Annotated in this window: 15 protein-coding genes; 10 read left to right on the forward strand and 5 right to left on the reverse strand. The window is 54.1% G+C overall.

All coding sequences use genetic code 11. The annotated features are described in order from the left end of the window. The 7 genes from ONB24_13945 to ONB24_13975 form a co-directional block, all read left to right on the forward strand. Positions 1–614, forward strand: a 614-nt coding sequence (locus tag ONB24_13945; protein ID MDZ7317216.1) for a radical SAM protein, incomplete at its 5' end; no start/stop codon positions are given. Beyond that, entirely contained in the window at positions 592–1,884 is a 1,293-nt protein-coding gene (gene larA, locus ONB24_13950; protein ID MDZ7317217.1) for a nickel-dependent lactate racemase, read from the forward strand. The genes ONB24_13945 and larA, both read left to right, overlap by 23 nt. A gap of 14 nt (positions 1,885–1,898) precedes the next feature. Beyond that, entirely contained in the window at positions 1,899–3,173 is a 1,275-nt protein-coding gene (locus ONB24_13955) for a U32 family peptidase (protein ID MDZ7317218.1), read from the forward strand. Between the two features lie 10 nt (positions 3,174–3,183). Then, the gene (locus ONB24_13960; protein ID MDZ7317219.1) at positions 3,184–3,663 is read left to right on the forward strand and encodes a hypothetical protein; all 480 of its coding nucleotides are present in this window, start codon (positions 3,184–3,186) and stop codon (positions 3,661–3,663) included. Positions 3,664–3,694: 31 nt separating this feature from the next. Further along, complete coding sequence (locus tag ONB24_13965) at positions 3,695–4,846, forward strand: galactose mutarotase (protein MDZ7317220.1); 1,152 nt, start codon at positions 3,695–3,697, stop codon at positions 4,844–4,846. A 14-nt stretch (positions 4,847–4,860) separates the two neighbouring features. Beyond that, positions 4,861–6,354 (forward strand): glycerol kinase GlpK, encoded by a 1,494-nt coding sequence (gene glpK, locus ONB24_13970; protein ID MDZ7317221.1) that lies wholly within the window; start codon positions 4,861–4,863, stop codon positions 6,352–6,354. 16 nt (positions 6,355–6,370) lie between these two features. Beyond that, positions 6,371–7,408, forward strand: coding sequence for an exo-alpha-sialidase (locus ONB24_13975; protein MDZ7317222.1), 1,038 nt, complete (start codon positions 6,371–6,373; stop codon positions 7,406–7,408). Positions 7,409–7,473: 65 nt separating this feature from the next. On the opposite strand, the gene ONB24_13980 is transcribed toward ONB24_13975, so the two are convergent. Genes ONB24_13980 through ONB24_13990 form a run of 3 tightly spaced genes read right to left on the reverse strand, consistent with a single transcriptional unit; the run spans position 7,474 to position 10,429 of the window. After that, on the reverse strand, positions 7,474–8,649 hold the full coding sequence (locus ONB24_13980) for a phosphoglycerate dehydrogenase (GenBank protein MDZ7317223.1): 1,176 nt from the start codon (positions 8,647–8,649) through the stop codon (positions 7,474–7,476). Between the two features lie 11 nt (positions 8,650–8,660). Further along, complete coding sequence (serC, locus tag ONB24_13985; GenBank protein MDZ7317224.1) at positions 8,661–9,749, reverse strand: 3-phosphoserine/phosphohydroxythreonine transaminase; 1,089 nt, start codon at positions 9,747–9,749, stop codon at positions 8,661–8,663. Between the two features lie 23 nt (positions 9,750–9,772). Then, the gene (locus tag ONB24_13990; GenBank protein ID MDZ7317225.1) at positions 9,773–10,429 is read right to left on the reverse strand and encodes a redox-sensing transcriptional repressor Rex; all 657 of its coding nucleotides are present in this window, start codon (positions 10,427–10,429) and stop codon (positions 9,773–9,775) included. Positions 10,430–10,630: 201 nt separating this feature from the next. Here ONB24_13990 and ONB24_13995 point away from each other — a divergent pair, with 201 nt between their 5' ends. The 3 genes from ONB24_13995 to ONB24_14005 all read left to right on the forward strand — a co-directional run bounded on the left by ONB24_13995 (position 10,631) and on the right by ONB24_14005 (position 15,001). Further along, a complete protein-coding gene (locus ONB24_13995; protein ID MDZ7317226.1) occupies positions 10,631–12,154 on the forward strand; it encodes a glycosyl hydrolase family 28 protein in 1,524 nt (507 codons plus the stop codon). Between the two features lie 117 nt (positions 12,155–12,271). Beyond that, positions 12,272–12,538, forward strand: a complete 267-nt coding sequence (locus ONB24_14000) for a hypothetical protein (protein ID MDZ7317227.1) — start codon at positions 12,272–12,274, stop codon at positions 12,536–12,538. Positions 12,539–13,918: 1,380 nt separating this feature from the next. Further along, positions 13,919–15,001 carry a T9SS type A sorting domain-containing protein gene (locus ONB24_14005; GenBank protein MDZ7317228.1) on the forward strand — a complete coding sequence of 361 codons (1,083 nt, stop codon included), beginning with the start codon at positions 13,919–13,921 and terminating at the stop codon, positions 14,999–15,001. A gap of 58 nt (positions 15,002–15,059) precedes the next feature. Here the strand turns inward: ONB24_14005 and ONB24_14010 are convergent, their stop codons facing one another. Together ONB24_14010 and ONB24_14015 are read right to left on the reverse strand one after the other, a co-directional pair. Continuing rightward, a complete protein-coding gene (locus ONB24_14010; protein ID MDZ7317229.1) occupies positions 15,060–17,192 on the reverse strand; it encodes a glycoside hydrolase family 3 C-terminal domain-containing protein in 2,133 nt (710 codons plus the stop codon). Positions 17,193–17,416: 224 nt separating this feature from the next. Further along, positions 17,417–18,640 (reverse strand): phosphoglycerate kinase, encoded by a 1,224-nt coding sequence (locus ONB24_14015; protein MDZ7317230.1) that lies wholly within the window; start codon positions 18,638–18,640, stop codon positions 17,417–17,419. Positions 18,641–18,834: the final 194 nt, after the last annotated feature.

Consider the following 18,834-nt stretch of genomic DNA (forward strand, 5'->3'; position numbering starts at 1 on the left):
TGCGGCGATTGGCCGAGGAACCGCTTCCCGCTCCTTGGTATGGTTACGTCCGCTTTTCAGAAGAGCTGGCGGATCAGGAGTTTGTCCATCGCCTTCGTGATAACGGCTGCGTCATGCTCCAACTCGGACTGGAGTCAGGCGATCAGGCCGTGCTGGACGCCATGGAAAAGGGCATCGATCTGCGCACTGCCGGCGCCGCGCTGCGTTGTCTCAAAAAAGCGGGCATCGGCGCCTATGTTTATCTACTTTTCGGCACCCCCTGGGAGAACCAGGAATCGGCGCGGAAAACTCTTCAATTTGTTGTCGAGCATGCTGATAGCATTTGTGGACTCAATGCGGCGATTTTCAACATGCCTAGTCACAGCGCCGCTGCCGGCGACTATGCTGTGCGTTCTTTCTCCGAAGGCGATCTTTCGCTGTACACCGACTTTGAACATCCGCGCGGTTGGAACCGATCGGCAGTCCGTCGGTTCCTGCAGTATGAATTTCGCTCCCACCCGGCCGTTCGGCGCATCGTGAACGCAGTTCCCCCTGCTTTTACTTCGAACCATGCGCCGTTTTTTCATCCTTCCTTCCATAAAGTGAGGAGCCATGCGCATTCCACTGCTTTATGACAAAACAACCATCGAGATTAATGTGCCGGATGATGCAACGGTACTGCGCACGACCTATCCGCCGCCCTCGGCTACAGCTGCCGAGCTTGTGCTGCAGGCCTGCAAGCGGCCTATTGCAGGGCCGACGTTGTCGGAAGCTCTTTCCCGACGCAGAAAAGGTGAGGTCGTCATTGTGGTCTCGGACGTTACCCGCCCGATCCCCTATTCATCCTTTCTGCCGCAGCTTCTCAACCGTCTGCATGAAGAAGGAGCTTCTAAGGAAGAAATCTGCCTTCTCATCGCGACGGGCATGCATCGTCCCAGCACATCCGAGGAACGATCGGCAATGTTCGGTGAGGATATTGCAGGCAACTATCGCATTCTCGATCACGATGCGTCGGCGGATGATCTGGTGCAGCTGCCGGCCAAGAGCCGCTCGGGCGCTTCCATCCGACTCAACCGCCGTTTCGTGCAGGCGGGATTTCGCTTGATCACCGGTTTAGTCGAACCGCACTACATGGCCGGTTTTTCCGGCGGCCGCAAAGCAGTATGCCCAGGGCTGGCCTCGTTGGAAACGCTGCAGCGCTTTCACGGCTATGCGATGCTCGCCGACCCGCACAGCACGGCTGCCCGACTCGACGACAATCCCTGTCATCTCGAAGCTCTGTCGGTCGCGCAGGCGGCAGGCGTCGATTTTTCCATCAATGTCGTACTCAACGAAGCACGCCGGGTTGTCGCCGCTTTTGCCGGCGAACTCGATGCCGCTCATCGTCAAGCCTGCCGCTTCGTCGAAGCTCACGCCGCGCCGAAGGTAAAAGAACACGATGTTGTGGTCACCTGCAGCGCCGGTTATCCGCTCGATACCACCTTTTATCAGTGCACCAAGAGTTTTGTCTGCGCCCTGCCGGCCGTCAAGCCGCAAGGCGTCGTTCTTACCGTCGGCGGCTGCCGCGAAGGCATCGGCAGCCGTGAATATCAGGAAATCCTTTTCCGCTACGCCGACGACTGGCGGCAGTTTTTGTCCGATATTGCCGCGACCGATCGAGTGATCAAAGACCAATGGCAGCACCAGATGCACACGCGCGCCTTGGCTAAAATCGGCCGCGAAAACATCCTGTTCTTCACCGATGCACTGCCGCAGGAGGTCCTCGAAAAGCTTTCCGTTAATGGGCGTGCGGTGACGAGCGTCGCCGCAGCCTTGCAGGCCGAGATCGACCGCCTGGCGGCTGAGAAACGGTCGTTCTGCGTCATTCCCGAGGGGCCGTATTGTACCCCTGTACCGGCCGCTTGAGAGGATAGAGCCAAATGGGCAGCATACGCAAAAAGCCGCTGATCCTATCGCCTGCAGGATCCTGGGAGAGCCTGCGGGCTGCCGTACAGGCCGGCGCCGATGCCGTCTATTTCGGCGTCGGCAGGCTGAACATGCGCGCCCGAGCGGCAAAATCCTTTGCCGTGCAGGATCTGCCTGCCGTTGCGGATTATTGCCGGCGCAACAACGCGCAAAGCTGCCTGGTGCTCAATGTCATTCTTTACGATGAAGAGATGGAGGAGGTGAGGCGGATTTGTCGGACAGCCAAAGAGGCGGGCATTTCGGCCGTCATTGCCACGGACATTGCCGCCGTCACTGCAGCCCGTGAACTCGATCTTTCCGTGCACCTGTCGACTCAGGCGAATATTTCCAACTTGACTGCGGTTAAATTCTTTGCGCAATACGCGGACGTCATGGTTTTGGCGCGCGAGTTGACGCTCGAGCAGATTCGGCGAATCATTGCTGAAATCGAACGGCAGGAAATACGAGGACCGCGCGGCGACCTGGTCGCCGTGGAGTTGTTTGTACACGGCGCCATGTGCATTTCGGTCTCCGGCTTGTGCGGTATGAGTTTGGCAACCAGCGGTCATTCCGCCAATCGCGGCGAATGCCTGCAGCCTTGTCGACGCAGCTATCGTGTCGTCGATGAGGATAACGGCCGCGAGCTGGTTATTAGCAACCGCTACGTCATGTCGCCCGGCGACCTATGCATGATCGGCGACCTGGACAAGCTGATCGATGCGGGCGTGCGCATTTTTAAAATCGAAGGCCGAGGCCGGTCCGCGGAATATGTCTATCATGCCACGCGCGCCTATCGCGAGGCCGTCGACGCTGTGATCGCCGGAACCTATACAGCGGACAAGATCGCAGCATGGACAGCCGAACTGGCTTCCGTTTACAACCGCGGCTTTTGGCACGGCGGCTATTATTTGGGACGCGAAGAAGGCAGGTGGTCAGGCCGATACGGCTCTGCGGCTACGGAACAAAAAGTCTATTTGGGTTATGTGGTCAACTATTTTGCCAAGCCGAAGGTCGGGCAGTTCGCCATCGAAAACGGTGAGCTGAAATTGGGTGACAAAATCGCCGTCATCGGGCCGACGACGGGATACCAGGAGCGCATTGTTCGCGAGTTATATGTGAACGAGCGGCCGGCCGAGCGCGCCGAAAAAGGAGACGATGTCACGCTGCCGTTTGACGTCAAGCTGCGGCGGAACGACAAGCTGTATGCACTCAGACCACGAACGGATTGGCAGTCTGAACCAATAAAATAGGGTGAAACACATGAGCAGGTTAAACATCATTCGGCGTAAAAGCTTTATTGGTCTCTTGATTCTTCCCCTGCTCTTTTCCTGCACCCGCGATTTTTCGCCTACGGCGGAATCGCAATTGGTGTATCGCGTTTCCTTAGCCGTCGACGATCCACAGGGCAAACGAAAAAGCAGCTATGAACTTGTCGCTCACCACAGTCGGTATGATTTTCTTCTTGAATGCGCCTTTGACCGTCCCTGCTGGAAGGAAGTCGCCGACGCAAAGGACCTGCCGCTGAATGAAGCTTGGCAAAAACTGACGACGTGGGAATTCGATCGTTACGATTATGACTTGATTGTGCTTGCGGTGCCGGACCCTTCGCATTTCGTCCGCCTACTCGGCAATACCTGGAAGGATGGTAAACGTCTCCTCGAATTCGGAGTTTATCGCAACGAGAATGCAGGGGCGGTGCCGATGGTGGTTGTCGCGGAGAATTTTCTTTTTCGGTATTAGAATCAACGGAGCGAAAGGAAAGAGATCGACTATGAAAATGGTTAGGCGTTGGTTGGCTCTGAGTTTGATTTGCCTCTCGATGGCCGGATGCGGTAAAAAATCGCCGATTCCGGTGGAAAAATTCGGCAAGCTGCCGGACGGCCGGGCGGTTAAAGTCTATACTCTTAAAAATGCCAACGGCATGACGGCCAAGGTGATGAACTATGGCGCGACGCTCATTTCGCTAAAGGTCGCCGACAACATGGGACAGTTTTCAGAAGTTACCCTCGGTTTTGATTCTTTGGCCGGTTACCTCCGTCATCCCCGTTTCGGCTCGATCGTCGGCCGTTACGGTAACCGCATTGCTAAAGGCAAGTTCTCCCTCAACGGCCAAGAGTACACTCTGGCAGTGAACAACGGCCCCAACCATCTGCACGGCGGAAAAGAAGGATTTGATAAGAAAATTTGGAAAGCCGAGCCGTTCATCGGCAAGGAAGGCGAAGCGGTCGCCTTTACCTATATCAGCGCCGACGGCGAAGAGGGTTATCCCGGCAGGTTAACGGTCAAGGTAACCTATACCGTGCGTGCCGACAATTGCCTCAAGATCGATTACGAGGCAACGACCACCAAACCGACGGTGCTCAACCTGACGAATCACACTTATTTCAATCTAAAGGACGCGGGAAAAAGCGACGTACTGGGTCATTTCATCAAGATCAACGCCTCGCGCTACACGCCGATCGACGAGACCAAGATTCCCACCGGCGAACTGGCGCCCGTCGAGGGGACGCCGTTCGACTTTCGCAGGCCGCAGGCCATCGGCACGCATATTCATGACGATCATCCCCAGATCAAATATGCGGGCGGCTATGATCACAACTGGGTTCTCGACGAAGCCAGCACCTTCAAGCATGTGGCCACGGTCTTTGAGCCGACCAGCGGCCGCGTCTTGAATGTGATTACGACCGAACCCGGCGTGCAGTTTTACACCGGCAATTTCATGAACGGGTTTGCGGGCAGGGACGGCGCCGTTTATCAACCGTTCCACGGCTTTTGCCTCGAAACGCAGCATTTTCCCGATTCGCCGAACCACGCCAACTTTCCTTCGACCGTCCTCAATCCTGAACAAGTTTTTCGGTCCTCTACGCTTTATAAATTTTCCGTCGCCGGCGTCTCCTTTGAAGTGCGCAACATCTTTTTCTAACCGGAGAAGTGCAAATGGACAAAGTCATACTGGCCATTGATGAAGGCACGACAGGCGTAACAACGCTGCTCATCGACCGCAGAGGAGAAATTGTCGGCCGCGGATACAGCGAGTTCCCGCAGATTTATCCGCGCCCGGGGTGGGTGGAACACGATGCGGAGGCAATCTGGCAGACCACGCTTCGGGTGATCACCCAAGCGCTGACGGACGGTCGCGTCGAACCGCATCGCATCGCCGGAATCGGCATCACCAACCAACGCGAGACGACGGTGATTTGGGACCGCAAAACAGGTAAGCCGATCTATAACGCCATCGTTTGGCAATGCCGTCGCACCGCGGATCAATGCGCCGAGCTGCGCGCTCGCGGCTTCGAAGCGCACATTCACGCCAAAACCGGGCTGGTCATTGATCCCTATTTTTCCGCTACGAAAATCGCCTGGATTCTCGACCACGTGCCGAACGCCCGCCCGCGCGCCGAGTCGGGCGAGCTGCTCTTCGGCACCATCGACACTTGGCTCCTTTGGAAGCTGACCGACGGAGCCGTACATGCAACGGATCATACCAACGCCTCGCGCACGCTGTTGTACAATATCCACAATAAACAGTGGGATGAAGAGCTGCTGCAAATCTTTCGCGTGCCGCGCGCGATGCTGCCGCGCATCGAAACGTCGAGCGGGGTTTTCGGCTTTACCTCGACCAACGGCGATTTTGGTCGCGAAATCCCCATCGCTGGAATTGCAGGCGACCAACAGGCGGCGCTCTACGGTCAAGGCTGTACGCGCGCCGGAACGATCAAGAATACCTACGGCACCGGCTGTTTTATCATGATGAACACCGGCGACAAATTGGTCGATTCGCGCAATGGACTCTTGACGACCATCGCCTGCGATGAGCTCGGTCGACCCAACTATGCCTTAGAAGGATCGGTCTTTATCGCCGGCGCGGCGATCCAGTGGCTGCGGGACGAGCTGAAGCTGATCGAAAAGGCATCCGACAGCGAAGCGGCGGCGCGCGCCGTTCCCGACACCAACGGCGTCTACTTGGTGCCCGCTTTCGTCGGATTGGGTGCTCCGCATTGGGACATGGAGGCGCGCGGCGTCATCGTCGGACTGACGCGCGGCGCCAAACGCGAGCACCTGATCCGCGCCGCACTGGAGGCGATCGCCTATCAGAGCTGTGACGTCATCGAGGCCATGCGCCAAGACGCCGACCTGCCGATCAACGAACTGCGCGTGGACGGCGGCGCAGCGCAAAACGATTTTCTCATGCAGTTTCAGGCCGATGTCCTCGACCTGCCGATTCGTCGCCCCCGACAGATCGAATCGACGGCATTGGGCGCCGCTTATTTGGCCGGACTCGCCGTCAAGTTTTGGGAAACCCCCGATCAGATCGAAGAACAAAGTCATGATGATCGCGTTTTTTCACCGGCCATGAGTCGCGAAAAGCGCGAGGCGCTGCTCGCCGGTTGGCGCCGCGCCGTTAAAACCTGTCGGTATCGTCCGGATTAACAGAGAGGAATTTGCCATGAAGATGCGTTTATTTGCCGTCTTTTTTGCCGCCGGAGCGGCCTTATCGATACCAATTTTCGGCCGCGAAGTGAGAATCGAGCATCAACGGGGATACCTGAGCGCCGAATTCATTTTCCCGCCCTACGGTCCTCCTACACCCATGTGTCATGCTGCTACGCTGGTGGAAACCCGCGAGGGCATCCTTGCCGCCTGGTACGGCGGCAGCGCAGAAGGGGCCGAGGATGTCGGCATCTGGTCGGCGCGTCTGACGGCTTCCGGATGGAGTGAACCGACTTTGATTGCCGAGGGCATCACCGAAAGCGGGCGCGTTGCCTGTTGGAATCCGGTGCTCTTTCAGCCCAGACAGGGACCGCTGCTGTTGTTCTACAAGATCGGCTCCTCGCCCAGCGACTGGCGCGCAGTGCTCAAGACATCAACCGACGAGGGTTTTACCTGGAGCGAAGCCGTACCGTTGCCGGAGGGTGTGTTGGGACCGATCAAGAATAAGCCGATGGAACTTGCGGACGGCACCCTCCTCTGCGGCTCCAGCCGCGAAAAAAACGGTTGGGAAGTGGTCATGCACTTGACTTCCGATCTCAAAAAGTGGCGCACGGTCGGCCCGCTGCCGAAACCGAAGAGTTGGCAGGTCATTCAACCCACGCTGCTGCGCTACAAGGACGGCAGCATTCATGCTCTATGCCGCAGTAAGCAGGGATTCATCGTCGATTCCTTTTCCAAAGACGGCGGCTTAACGTGGAGCTACATGGAGCGAACGAAATTCCCCAATCCCAACTCGGCCATCGACGGCATCGATCTCAAAGACGGTCGGCATCTTTTGGTCTACAATGCCGACAAGCAGCGTCGTACGCCTCTGGTTGTAGCCATCGGCAACAAGCGCGGCACTGCATGGAAAAAAGTACTTCGTCTGGAGGAAGCACCGGGCGAGTATTCCTATCCGGCCGTCATACAAACTCGCGACGGCCTGGTGCACATTCTCTACACCTGGAACCGCCAGAGCATCAAACATGTGGTGATCGATCCGAGCCGGCTTTAGGCTGAAAAAATTTGGTCAATAAAAAAGGCGCTTCATTTGAAGCGCCTTTTTTTATCAGCAGCGATTTACTTTTTTGCCTTCAGCAGCCGCACCATGATGATGCCGTCGGTTTTTCGCAAAGCTTCCAGGTCGGCCTCTTCGATGTCGGCGTCGATGTCGATGATATTGTAGGCATAATCGCCTTTATGCCGATTGATCATATTGGCGATGTTGATGTTCTTTTCGGCAAACAGCGCCGTCATTTTGCCCATCATCGTCGGTACGTTTCGGTTGATAATGATCACCCTCGCTTTGCTGGTAAAGGGCAGCTCGCAATCCGGGAAATTGACGCAGTTGCGGAGGTTGCCCATTTCGAGAAAGTCCTTCACCTGCTGTGCGGCCATAATGGCGCAATTTTCCTCCGATTCCGGCGTGGAGGCGCCGAGGTGCGGAATGGCGATCACGCCTTCCATCTGCAGCAGTTCCTCATCCGGAAAATCGGTCACATAGCAGGCGATAATGCCGTCGGCGATGGCCTGCTTCAGATCGCTGTTGTTGACCAAGCCGTTGCGTGCAAAGTTGAGCAGACGCGCACCCTTTTTCATGACCGCAAATTTATCTTTGTTGATCATGCCTTTGGTGTCGTTGGTCAACGGTACATGGATCGAGACATAATCGGAACGGGCCAGCAAGTCGTCCAAGGAAAGGGCTTTTTCGACGGCGCGCGACAGTCCCCAAGCGCGATCGACGGAAATAAAGGGATCATAACCGAGCACCCGCATGCCCAGCGCCACCGCATCGTTGGCTACCAGCACGCCGATGGCGCCCAAACCGATCACGCCGAGGGTTTTACCTTTGATTTCCGGACCTTCGAACTGCGCCTTGCCTTTTTCCACCAGATTGGGCACTTGATCGCCTTGTCCGATCAAGGTTTTTGCCCAATTGATGCCTTCCACCACTTTGCGGGAGGAGATCAGCATGCCGCAGATCACCAGCTCCTTGACGCCGTTGGCATTGGCGCCTGGAGTGTTAAAGACGACGATGCCGCGTTCGGTGCAGCGGTCGATGGGAATGTTGTTGACGCCCGCGCCGGCGCGCGCCACCGCCTTTAACGACGGCGGCAGCTCCATGTCCAACATGTTAAAGCTGCGCACAATGATGGCGTCGGGATTTGCAATTTCCGAAGAAATCTCATAGTCGGCGCGCGGCAGAACTTCCAGGCCCAGCGGAGAAATCTTGTTCAGCGTTTTGATCTTGAACATGGCGCGTCTCCCTATTGTTTTTTGTTGGCAAGTTCGAACTTTTTCATGAATTCGACGAGCTTTTTCACTCCCTCGACCGGCATGGCATTATAGATGCTGGCGCGCATACCGCCGACGGAGCGGTGCCCTTTCAGCGTCACCAAACCTTCGGCCGCCGCTTCTTTGATGAACTTTTCATCGAGCTCGTCGCTGCCGGTTAAAAAGGGCACATTCATAATCGAACGGTCTTTTTTGGCTACCGGCGACTTGAACAGGTCGGACTGATCGAGAAAATCGTAGAGAATCTTTGCCTTTTCTTCATTAATGGCCTGAATTGCGGGCACACCTCCCAGTCCTTTGAGCCATTCGAATACCAGCTTGGAAATATAGATGGCGTAGCAGGGCGGCGTGTTATAGAGCGAGGACTCTTCCGCCATGGGTTTCCAATCAAGCATGGTGGGGGTAATGTCGCGCGCCTTGCCGACCAAATCCTTGCGCACGATGACGATGGTGACGCCCGCCGGTCCAATGTTCTTTTGCGCACCGGCAAAGATGACGCCGAACTTGGTCACATCGACGACTTCGGAGAGAATGTTCGAAGACATGTCGGCCACCAACGGCACATTGCCCGTATCGGGGAGCTTGGTATAGCGTGTCCCCTCGATGGTATTGTTGGTGACGATGTAAAAATAATCGGCATTCGGGGTGAATTTCGCCGGATCCAAATCCGGAATGTAGCTGAAATTCTTGTCCTCGGAAGAGGCGACGATATTGGCTTTACCGTACTTTTTCACTTCGCTGATGGCCTTTTTCGACCAGGCGCCGGTATGCACATAGTCGGCTACTCCGCTTCCGTTCAGCAAGTTCAGCGGCACGGCGGCAAATTGGGTTGAAGCGCCGCCCTGAAGAAAGAGCACATAATAGGAGTCGGGAATGTTCATCAGCTCGCGGAGAAGAACCTCGGCTTCCTTATGAATGGCCTCATAAGTCTTGCCGCGATGGCTCATCTCCATGACCGACATGCCGGTTCCTTTGTAATCGAGCATTTCCTCGGCTGCTTTTTTTAGAACGGGCTCCGGCAGCATAGCCGGTCCGGCGGAAAAGTTGTACACCCTTGCCATAACGCACTCCTTTCGATGTGAGGTTAGAGTTTTGTATTCAAAGTAATTAAAGCCGACAACATGTTCAATTCATCGGTCAAGCAGAGATTGGTCAAAAAAACCTCGGGCCGCGCCGCCTTGATGACGGCGGGCGTCATGTTGAGCAGGCCGCGGACGCCTCCTTCCACGAGCAGGTCGGCGACCTTTTGCGCTGCCGCCGGCGGCACCGTAATCACCGCCAACTCGATTCGCAGCCTGCGTACGACTTCCGGGATTTGGTAGGCCGGAAACAACGGCACCGAGCTTTTCAGCGTCTCGATCTTGTTGATGTTCGAGTCGAATCCCGCCGCCATAATAAAAGCGCCCGGATGCCGCTGCGCATGATCCAGGATTGCCCGGCCCAAATCGCCCAAACCGACCACGCAGGCGGCCCGCCTGCGCGCCAAGCCGAGCTTTTCGCCGATTGCCTGCTTGAGACGCGCTACTTCGTACCCTGCGCCCCAATTGCCGACCTCGCCGATGTAGCTGATGTCTTTGCGCAGGTTGTGCGAATTCATCGACAGCCGCTCACCCAGCTGCGTTGAAGAGACCGTGACGCATCCCTCCGCCTGCAGTTCTTCGAGCAGACGATAGACCAAACACAATCGCGCCACCGCCGGCTTGGGAATCTCGAATTGTTCTATTTTTCTCTCTTCAGGCAATTTAAAACTGTAATTTTGCTCTTTTTTTCACAAATTAGGATGCTTTTGGTAAATATGCAAGCTTTTTTTTGCATTATCGCATTCATATTTAAAATTATTTCGTCATAATTGTTATATTTTTCACAACCCAAACCGAATAAAATGAATTGCTTTTACCGTCATAATCTGTTAAATTTATTAAAATAAAATGGAGGAATGATCATGAACAGATATCTGCTTGTCTTTTTGTTATTGTCTTCGATCATTCCGGCAGCAGAGTATAACATCCTTGATTTCGGCGCCGTAGGAGACGGCAAAACCATTAATACCGCAGTGGTCCAGCAGGCCATCGATGCCGCTTCGCTTGCCGGCGGCCGCGTCGTTATTCCACCCGGAGTTTTCGTTTCCGGTTCGCTGCAGTTAAAGAGTAACGTAGAGCTTTATTTGGAAGCCGGTGCTGTCTTGAAAGGCAGTAATAGAGTCGAGGACTATCAGCTGGAGGGCCGCAAACGCGGGTTGATTTTTGCCTACGAGGCGCGCAACATTACGCTCAGCGGCCAAGGAATTATCGACGGCAACGGGACCTGCTTTTTCGACCCGAATCGTCCGCATTGGGGACCGGATTTCGACCGCCAATACACCCGGCAAGGCGAAAAGTATATGGATTTTTCCGCGGGAATTGAGGACGGCCCGATCGCTTATGATGATCGACCCGGCATGCTCGTGGTCATTCTCCGCAGCGAGCAGGTAACGATCCGCGACCTCACCTTCCGCGACTCGCCTTCGTGGACTTTTCGCATCGGAGATTGCGACGGCGTGTTGGTGCACGGCATTTCCATTCTCAACAACCTTCTGATTCCGAACAGCGACGGCATTCACTGCACCACTTCCCGCAATGTGCGCATCAGCGACTGCGACATCCGCGCCGGCGACGACTGCATCATCGTCTCGGGATTCGGCAGCGAAATCGACGAGCACGGCGACGACAGCCGTTCGCTGCTCGATTATCCGCAGCGAACCATCGGCAACAAAACCGGATATGCAGAAAACGTTGTAGTGACCAACTGCACGCTGCAGTCGCGATCCGCAGGCGTCCGTGTAGGGTACGGGCAGAATCCTATCCGCAATTGCCTGTTCAGCAACTTGGTCATTTACGATTCAAACCGCGGCCTCGGCGTCTTTGCACGCGATGCCGGTTCGATCGAGAATATTCAATTTGAAAACATCGTCATCCGCACGCGGCTGCATACGGGACACTGGTGGGGGGCCGGAGAGCCGATTCACGTTTCCGCTATTGCTCAAAATAAGGAGATCCCCGTCGGCGCCGTTTCGAACATCCGTTTTCATAACATCATTGCCGAGAGTGAAGCAGGCATTGTGCTCTGGGGCACACCGCAGCAGCCGCTGCGCAACATCCAACTGGAAAATATAAATCTGACCATTGTCGCCGGCAGGCATACCTTGAGCTACGGCGGCAACATCGACCTGCGGCCGACGGCAGACCTCAAAGATGCCGTTTTTGCTCGTGATTTGCCCGGCCTTTTGGCGCAGGATATTATTGACGCCCGCTTTGCTAATATTCAGCTGAACTGGGGGGACGGCTTGCCGCCGTTTTTCACCCACGGCATCGAAGCGGTTCGAGTGAAAAAATTGCGGGTGGAGGACTTTGTCGGGTCGGCCGCTCCAAGCGCAAAAAAGGCCAAAGCGATTTACCTGCAGCATTGTCCGAAAGCGGAAATGGACTGACACTGCAGGTCGTATCGGCTTATCGAATGAGTGATGAAAATAAAGACCTTCCGATATGCAAAGGACAGCAAGCCCCAAAATACTTTTTTTTTCAACTAAAATAAGAAGCAAACGACCATGACAAAACGGGAAGAGTTTATCGCCAAAATGAAGGAAAAGCTGGACGAGTTTGACCAGGAAATCAGCCGCCTTGAATCCGAAGCGCAGAGTGCAAGTGCTGAGTTGAAGCAGAAATATCAAGCGCAAATTGCCGAGCTGCAAAGCAAAAAAGAAGAAGCGGCGAGCCGCTTGAAACAAATCCAGGAAGCCGGCGAGGAAGCCTGGGAATCGTTGCGTCAAGGTTTCGAAAGCGCCTGGGGAAGCTTGAAAAAAGTATTCAAGTAGGCCGAAATTTATTTCGGCCCAGATTCTTGGCGGGATAAATCCCGCCCTACGTACGCCGAAATTTATTTCGGCCCAAATTTGGCGGGATAAATCCCGCCCTATGTAGGCCGAAATTTATTTCGGCCCCAAACTAGCGGTATGAATCAAGTCTCTCATCGGCCGTAATTTATTTTGCTTATAATTCCAGGGGACGCAATAAATTCAATGCCATCCAATAACTGTTACATTTAATTAGATCAACCAAACTGCTTGTCAGCCCATGAAATCCTTTTACCACCGAAAACTCCCCCATTGGATTCCGGCAGGATCCCAATATTTCATAACATTTAGGCCGGTAAACTCGCTGCCGCTTAATATCCTTAAACAGTTACAGGTGGAGAAAGAGCATCGATGCCGAGAAATCATTAACAATTTCATTGGTCCTGCCAGGCAAAAAAAGCTGTAGGAGGCGCAAAAAATCTATTTCGCTCAATTCGACTCTTGGCTTGACCGCTGCCTGACCGATAGTCCAACTTGGCTTCGCAATGATGCAATTGCCGCCATTGTTGCCGAGAACATCCGCGCTTTTAGCGGCCTACGCTACGACCTGAAAGCTTTTTGCATCATGCCCAACCACATTCATCTGCTTATCGACACCTCTTTTTTTGCCGCCCTACCCGACCATCAAGGAAAAACAGTCGATTATCCCCTTACAGACACCTTGCGATTACTATAGGGGTGCACTTCTCGGCTCTGCAATCAAGCCCTTGCGCGCAGCGGCAAATTTTGGCAGCACGAAAGCTATGATCATCTGGCCCGTGATGGAGGAGAGTTAGAGCGAATCGTCTTTTATATCGCAGATAATCCGGTTAGGACAGGACTTTTCAAGCATTGGCAGGATTGGCGTTTTACTTATGTTGCTACTGATTTGTCTTTAGGATTATTGGAAACATAGTTTTATACCAAACAGCCATTTTTACTGAGTGGTTAAATTATTTTGCCGGGGAATGATTCCTGCTTTACGTAGGCCGAAATTTATTTCGGTCGAAATTTTCGGCGAGATAAATCTCGCCCTAAGTAGACCGAAATTTATTTCGGCACTAAATTTCGGCGAGATAAATCCCGCCCTATGTAGGCCGAAATTTATTTCGGCCACAAATTTTGACGAGATGAATCTCGCCCTACATACTCGCCCTACGTACGCCGAAATTTATTTCGGCTCGAAATTTTCGGCGAGATAAATCTCGCCCTACATACGCCGAAATTCACTTCGGCTCAATTCTCCGATTTTATAAAAAATATACATTAATTAACCTTTGCTTGCATTTAATATTTTTTTTACCTTTATACACATCAAATCATGTTAACGACTTCCAGTCTATTTAAAAAGAGGAGGAACAGATGGCCAAGTTGCAAAGGATTTTGCTTTTCTTGATGTTGCTGCCCTTTTTAATTCCCATCGATGCGGCAGCCGAAAAGATCGTCTTTGTTTCATCGGGACAATTTGCGCCTTGGGGACAGCCGTGGGATCAGGAATGGGTCGATCTGCTCACTCAGCAAGGGTACGAAGTGGAGCGCCAGGATGATACCATGAAAGGCGTTCCACTTAATGACGAACAAATAGACATTCTCGAGTCCGCCGATCTGATCATTGTCAGTCGCGCGCTGAGCAGCGGCGACTATAACGATCCGGCCGGATGGAACTCGATTTCAAAACCGTTGATCCTTTTCTCGGCCTATCTCTCCCGCGCCAGCCGCTGGCAGTGGCTCATGGATTCGAATTTGCTCGGCGACGGTAACAGCGGCGCCCCTCTTATGTACGTCGACAAACCCGACCATCCGCTGTTCGCCGGGGTAACGTTGGGTGAAAACAATCAGCTTGAATTTCTTGACGCGGAGGTCGGCAGCGGCCACACCTCGCTTTGCAATACCCCGGATGCCGGCAATGGAGAAGTCATTGCTTCAACAGCCGAATTCGGAACCCCCTGGATTATCTATTGGCCTGCGGGAGTTTTCTTTCACGACATGACCGATCAAACGGCCGGCGGCAAGCGACTCTTGCTGCAGTGCGCCACCCGCGAGAGCACCCTCTCGCCTCCCAATCCCGATCACGGTTGGGGCATGTTCAATTTGACTCCGGAGGGCACCAAGGTCTATTTGAACGCCGTCGCCTGGATGCTGGGCAAAGAGGTTCAAGTCGATCAAAAGCCGACTGCGCCGGCTGCTTTTGCACTGGCGCAGAACTATCCCAATCCCTTTAATCCGCAAACGACCGTCGAATTTACCTTGATGAGAACCGCCCGCATCAGCCTGCGCATATTTGATGTGAACGGCCGTGAAGTCGCCTGCCTAGCGGACGGCGAGTTTGCCGCCGGAACCCATCAGATCACGTGGAACGCAGGCAACCTGGAAAGCGGCGTCTATTTCTATAAACTTGAGACGCCCAATTTTCAAGCCGTCAAAAAAATGACGCTGCTCAAGTAAGCCCCCGTATTAAAGCAAAAAGGCCCTCTTTTGCAGGGCCTTTTTGCTTTGCCCATTTTCAGTCAACAGTCATTGTCCGCTTCAGGGTTATTACGCCCTTGAGCCGAATATCCTGCGATGAACTGCCGACATACACATCATAGCTGCCCTTTTCGGCAATCCACTGCGCTTTTTGCGGATCGTAAAAAGCAAAGGCGCGTTTGCCAAGAGTAAGCGTTACAATTTGACTTTCGCCGGGATTTAAAAGGACTTTGGCGAAGGCTTTTAGTTCCTTGCGCGGGCGCGGCACGCTGCTCTTTTGCGCACCAAGATACAGCTGTACAACCTCCTTTCCGGCCACTGAACCGCTGTTGCTTACTTTGACGCTGACAACCGCTGTACCGTCCTTTTGCGGCGAAATTTTGAGGTCAGAGTAATCGAACTGCGTATAGGAAAGTCCGTGTCCAAATGGAAACAAGACCGGTATGCTTTCCTTTTCATACCAGCGATAGCCGACAAAGATGCCTTCTGTATAGGTTACGACGCCTTTTTCGCCGGGATAGGCTTTCAGTGCGTGCGCCGGGGAATCGCTCAGCTTGTATGGAAAGGTAAAGCACAGCTTGCCTGAGGGATTGACGGCGCCGAACAGCACATCGGCGATCGCGGTTCCAGCCTCCATGCCGCTGTACCACGCCTGCACGATGGCCGGAACCCGATCCGCCCACGGCATGGCCACCGGAGAGCCGCTGATGTTGACCACGACGGTACGCGGATTGGCATTAACAATCGCCTGAACCAGGGAATCCTGACTGAACGGCAAAGTAATGTCGAAACGATCAGTGCCTTCAGCATCACCATGGTTATAATGGCTCAAGCCGGTAAAAACCAGTACAACATCAGCACTTCGGGCTGCAGAGACTGCCTTGCCGATCAAGTCTTCTCCGCCCTTTTCAGCGTAGCCCATGGAAAAAACAACATTGACCTTGCCTCCGACCGCCTTGAGCAAGCCTTCGAGCGGCGTGATCTCGTACAGCGCCTTGATCTCCGAACTTCCGCCGCCGGGCGCCTGCTTGCGCACCGCGTTCTCGCCGATGACGGCAATGTTTTTCAGATTTTCAGCTTTCAAAGGCAAAATGCCGTCATTTTTGAGCAGCACGATGGCCTCGCGGGCAATTTTCAAAGCCGACTGCGCATGCTGCGGATCGTTGAGGGCGCCTTTCTTTCGGTCCGCGTCGAAAAGTTTGGTCAAAAACATAACACGCAAATTGCGGCGCACTTTGTCGTCCACAACGCTCATCGGGATCTCGCCGCTCTCCAGCAAGGCTTTGAACGGATCTGCCAAATAATACTCGTTGTATCGCTTATTAGTACCCATTTCCAGATCAAGTCCGTTGAACGCCGCCTCGCGGGTGTCGTGCGTACCTCCCCAATCGGACATGACCAACCCCTGAAAACCCCATTCGCCCTTTAAAATGCGATTGAGCAGATAGTCGTTATGACAGCAGTGTTGGCCGCGCAGTTTATTATAAGCCCCCATCACCGTCAGCACACCGCCCTCCTTAACCGCCGCCTCGAAGGCGGGCAGGTAGATCTCGCGCAGCGCCCGCTCGTCCACCTCGACACTGATCCAGCCGCGCTGCACCTCCTGATTATTGACGGCAAAATGCTTGACGCAGGCGGCGACATCCTGCTCCTGTACGCCGCGAATGTACGGCACGGCAATCTGAGAGGCCAAGTAGGGATCTTCGCCGAAATACTCGAAATTGCGGCCGCACAGCGGGGTACGCTGAATATTGACTGCCGGTCCAAGGATGACCGCCTTACCGCGCGCGTTTGCCTCGCTGCCCAGAACCCTTCCGAATTCTAGCGCCATCTCCGGATTCCAAGTCGAAGCCAGCGCCGTGCCGTTCGGAAGATAGCTTGCATAGTCATCGGTGCGTCCGGCGGGCGCCCAACTGTGCGGGCCGATCTCCTGTCGAACGCCGTGCGGGCCGTCGGACAGATAGCGTTCGGGAATACCCAGCCGCTCAACGCCCGCGACGGTAAATTTGCTGTTGGCGTGAATCAGTGAAATTTTTTCATCGAGCGTCAGGCGGGACAATAGATCCTCAACGCGCGCCTCAACGGACTGAGAAGCGTCGAGGTAAAGAGGTGTTTCCGCAAACAAGGGTACGACACAGAAAGTGAAAAACAACATCAGGTTTTTCAGCATGATAAACTCCTAATATGTAGTTAGTCCCTTGACAATAATCGTATTTTGGAAGGCAATGAAAAAACCGTCAAAAAATAGATTTGAGTCAGTCTGCAGTTTTATGAGGTCGATTAAAATTTAGAGCTGATTTTGGCGAACCGGTTTGCTCTTTTGCAAAGAGCAGAGGGGTTTAAAAACAGAAAAAAGCCTCCGAAGCCTTAACAACCTCGGAGGCTGATTGTTCATTATTTGTCGCTAAGCGCCGCAACGCCGGGGAGCTCTTTGCCTTCCATCAGCTCGAGGGCTGTGCCGCCTCCGGTGGAGATATGGCTGAACTGCTTGGCATAGCCGGACTTTTTCGCGGCACTGGCGGAATCGCCGCCGCCGACCACCGAAACCGCGCCGGACGTCGCGATGGCCTCGGCCACGCCGAAGGTGCCCTTTTCAAAGCCCTTGACTTCGAACACGCCCATCGGGCCGTTCCAAATGATCGTTTTCGCCTTCTTGATCTCGGATTTAAACAGCTCCAGCGTCTTGGGACCAATGTCGAGCCCCATTTTGTCATCGGGGATCGCTTCGCCGTCCACCAGCTCACCGACGCCGCTCTCTCCGCTCGGGAACTCGGAGGCGACGATGTGATCAACCGGAAGTAACAGTGTTACACCCTTGGCTTTTGCTTTTTCCAAATAGGATTTTGCTTTATCAATAAAATCCTCTTCCACACGCGATTTGCCCACCGACACCCCTTTGGCTTTCAGAAAAGTATAAGCCATGGCGCCGCCGATAATCAGGCTGTCGACTTTTTCGAGCAGGTTTTCGATCACGCCAATTTTGTCCGAAACCTTGGCGCCGCCCAAAATCGCCAAAAGCGGCCGTTCGGGATTCTCGAGTACCTTGGCGAAATACTCAAGCTCTTTGGCCATGAGATAGCCGGCCGCGCCGCCGCCCAGCTTTTGCGGTACACCCGCCATTGAAGCATGCGCCCGATGCGCCGTTCCAAAGGCGTCATCGATATAGACGTCGCCCAGCTTGGCCAAAGCGTCGATGAACCACTGCCGCTCTTCTTTGCTCATCTTGACGCCGTCCTTTTTGCCCTCTTCTTCGGGATAAAAGCGCAGATTCTCAAGCAGAACGACGTCGCCTTCCTTCATCGCCGCGACGGCTTTTTCCGCTTCCGGGCCGACGCAGTCGGGCACAAAGGTCACCGGTTTGCCGAGCAGTTCGCTCAGTTTCTCGGCAACAGGCTTGAGGGAAAATTCCGGCATCTTTTTGCCGTCCGGCCGACCGAGATGCGACATCAGTATTGCCTTGCCGCCGTCATTAATGATCTTTTGAATCGTCGGCAACGCCGCAACGATGCGTTTGTCGTCCGCCACCTTTCTGTCTTCGGTCAACGGCACGTTGAAATCTACGCGCACCAATACGCGCTTGCCCTTAAGATCGAGATCGTCAATCGTTTTTTTGTTCATAATAAAACTCCGTTTGCTTGGTTGATCGTTATATTATTGATTTTGATATAAAGTTAGCCTTTTCTAAGAAAAAAACAAGACCGAACTGAGCCGAAGGCTAATCGCCTTTATAGCGAAATGACCAGCTGCATCCTAATGGCCCCCAAAAGCGAAAGAAGCGCAACAGAAGCACGAGCAGTGACCAATCCACACCT

Source organism: candidate division KSB1 bacterium, from assembly GCA_034505495.1.
Lineage (GTDB): Bacteria > Zhuqueibacterota > Zhuqueibacteria > Residuimicrobiales > Krinioviventaceae > Fontimicrobium_A.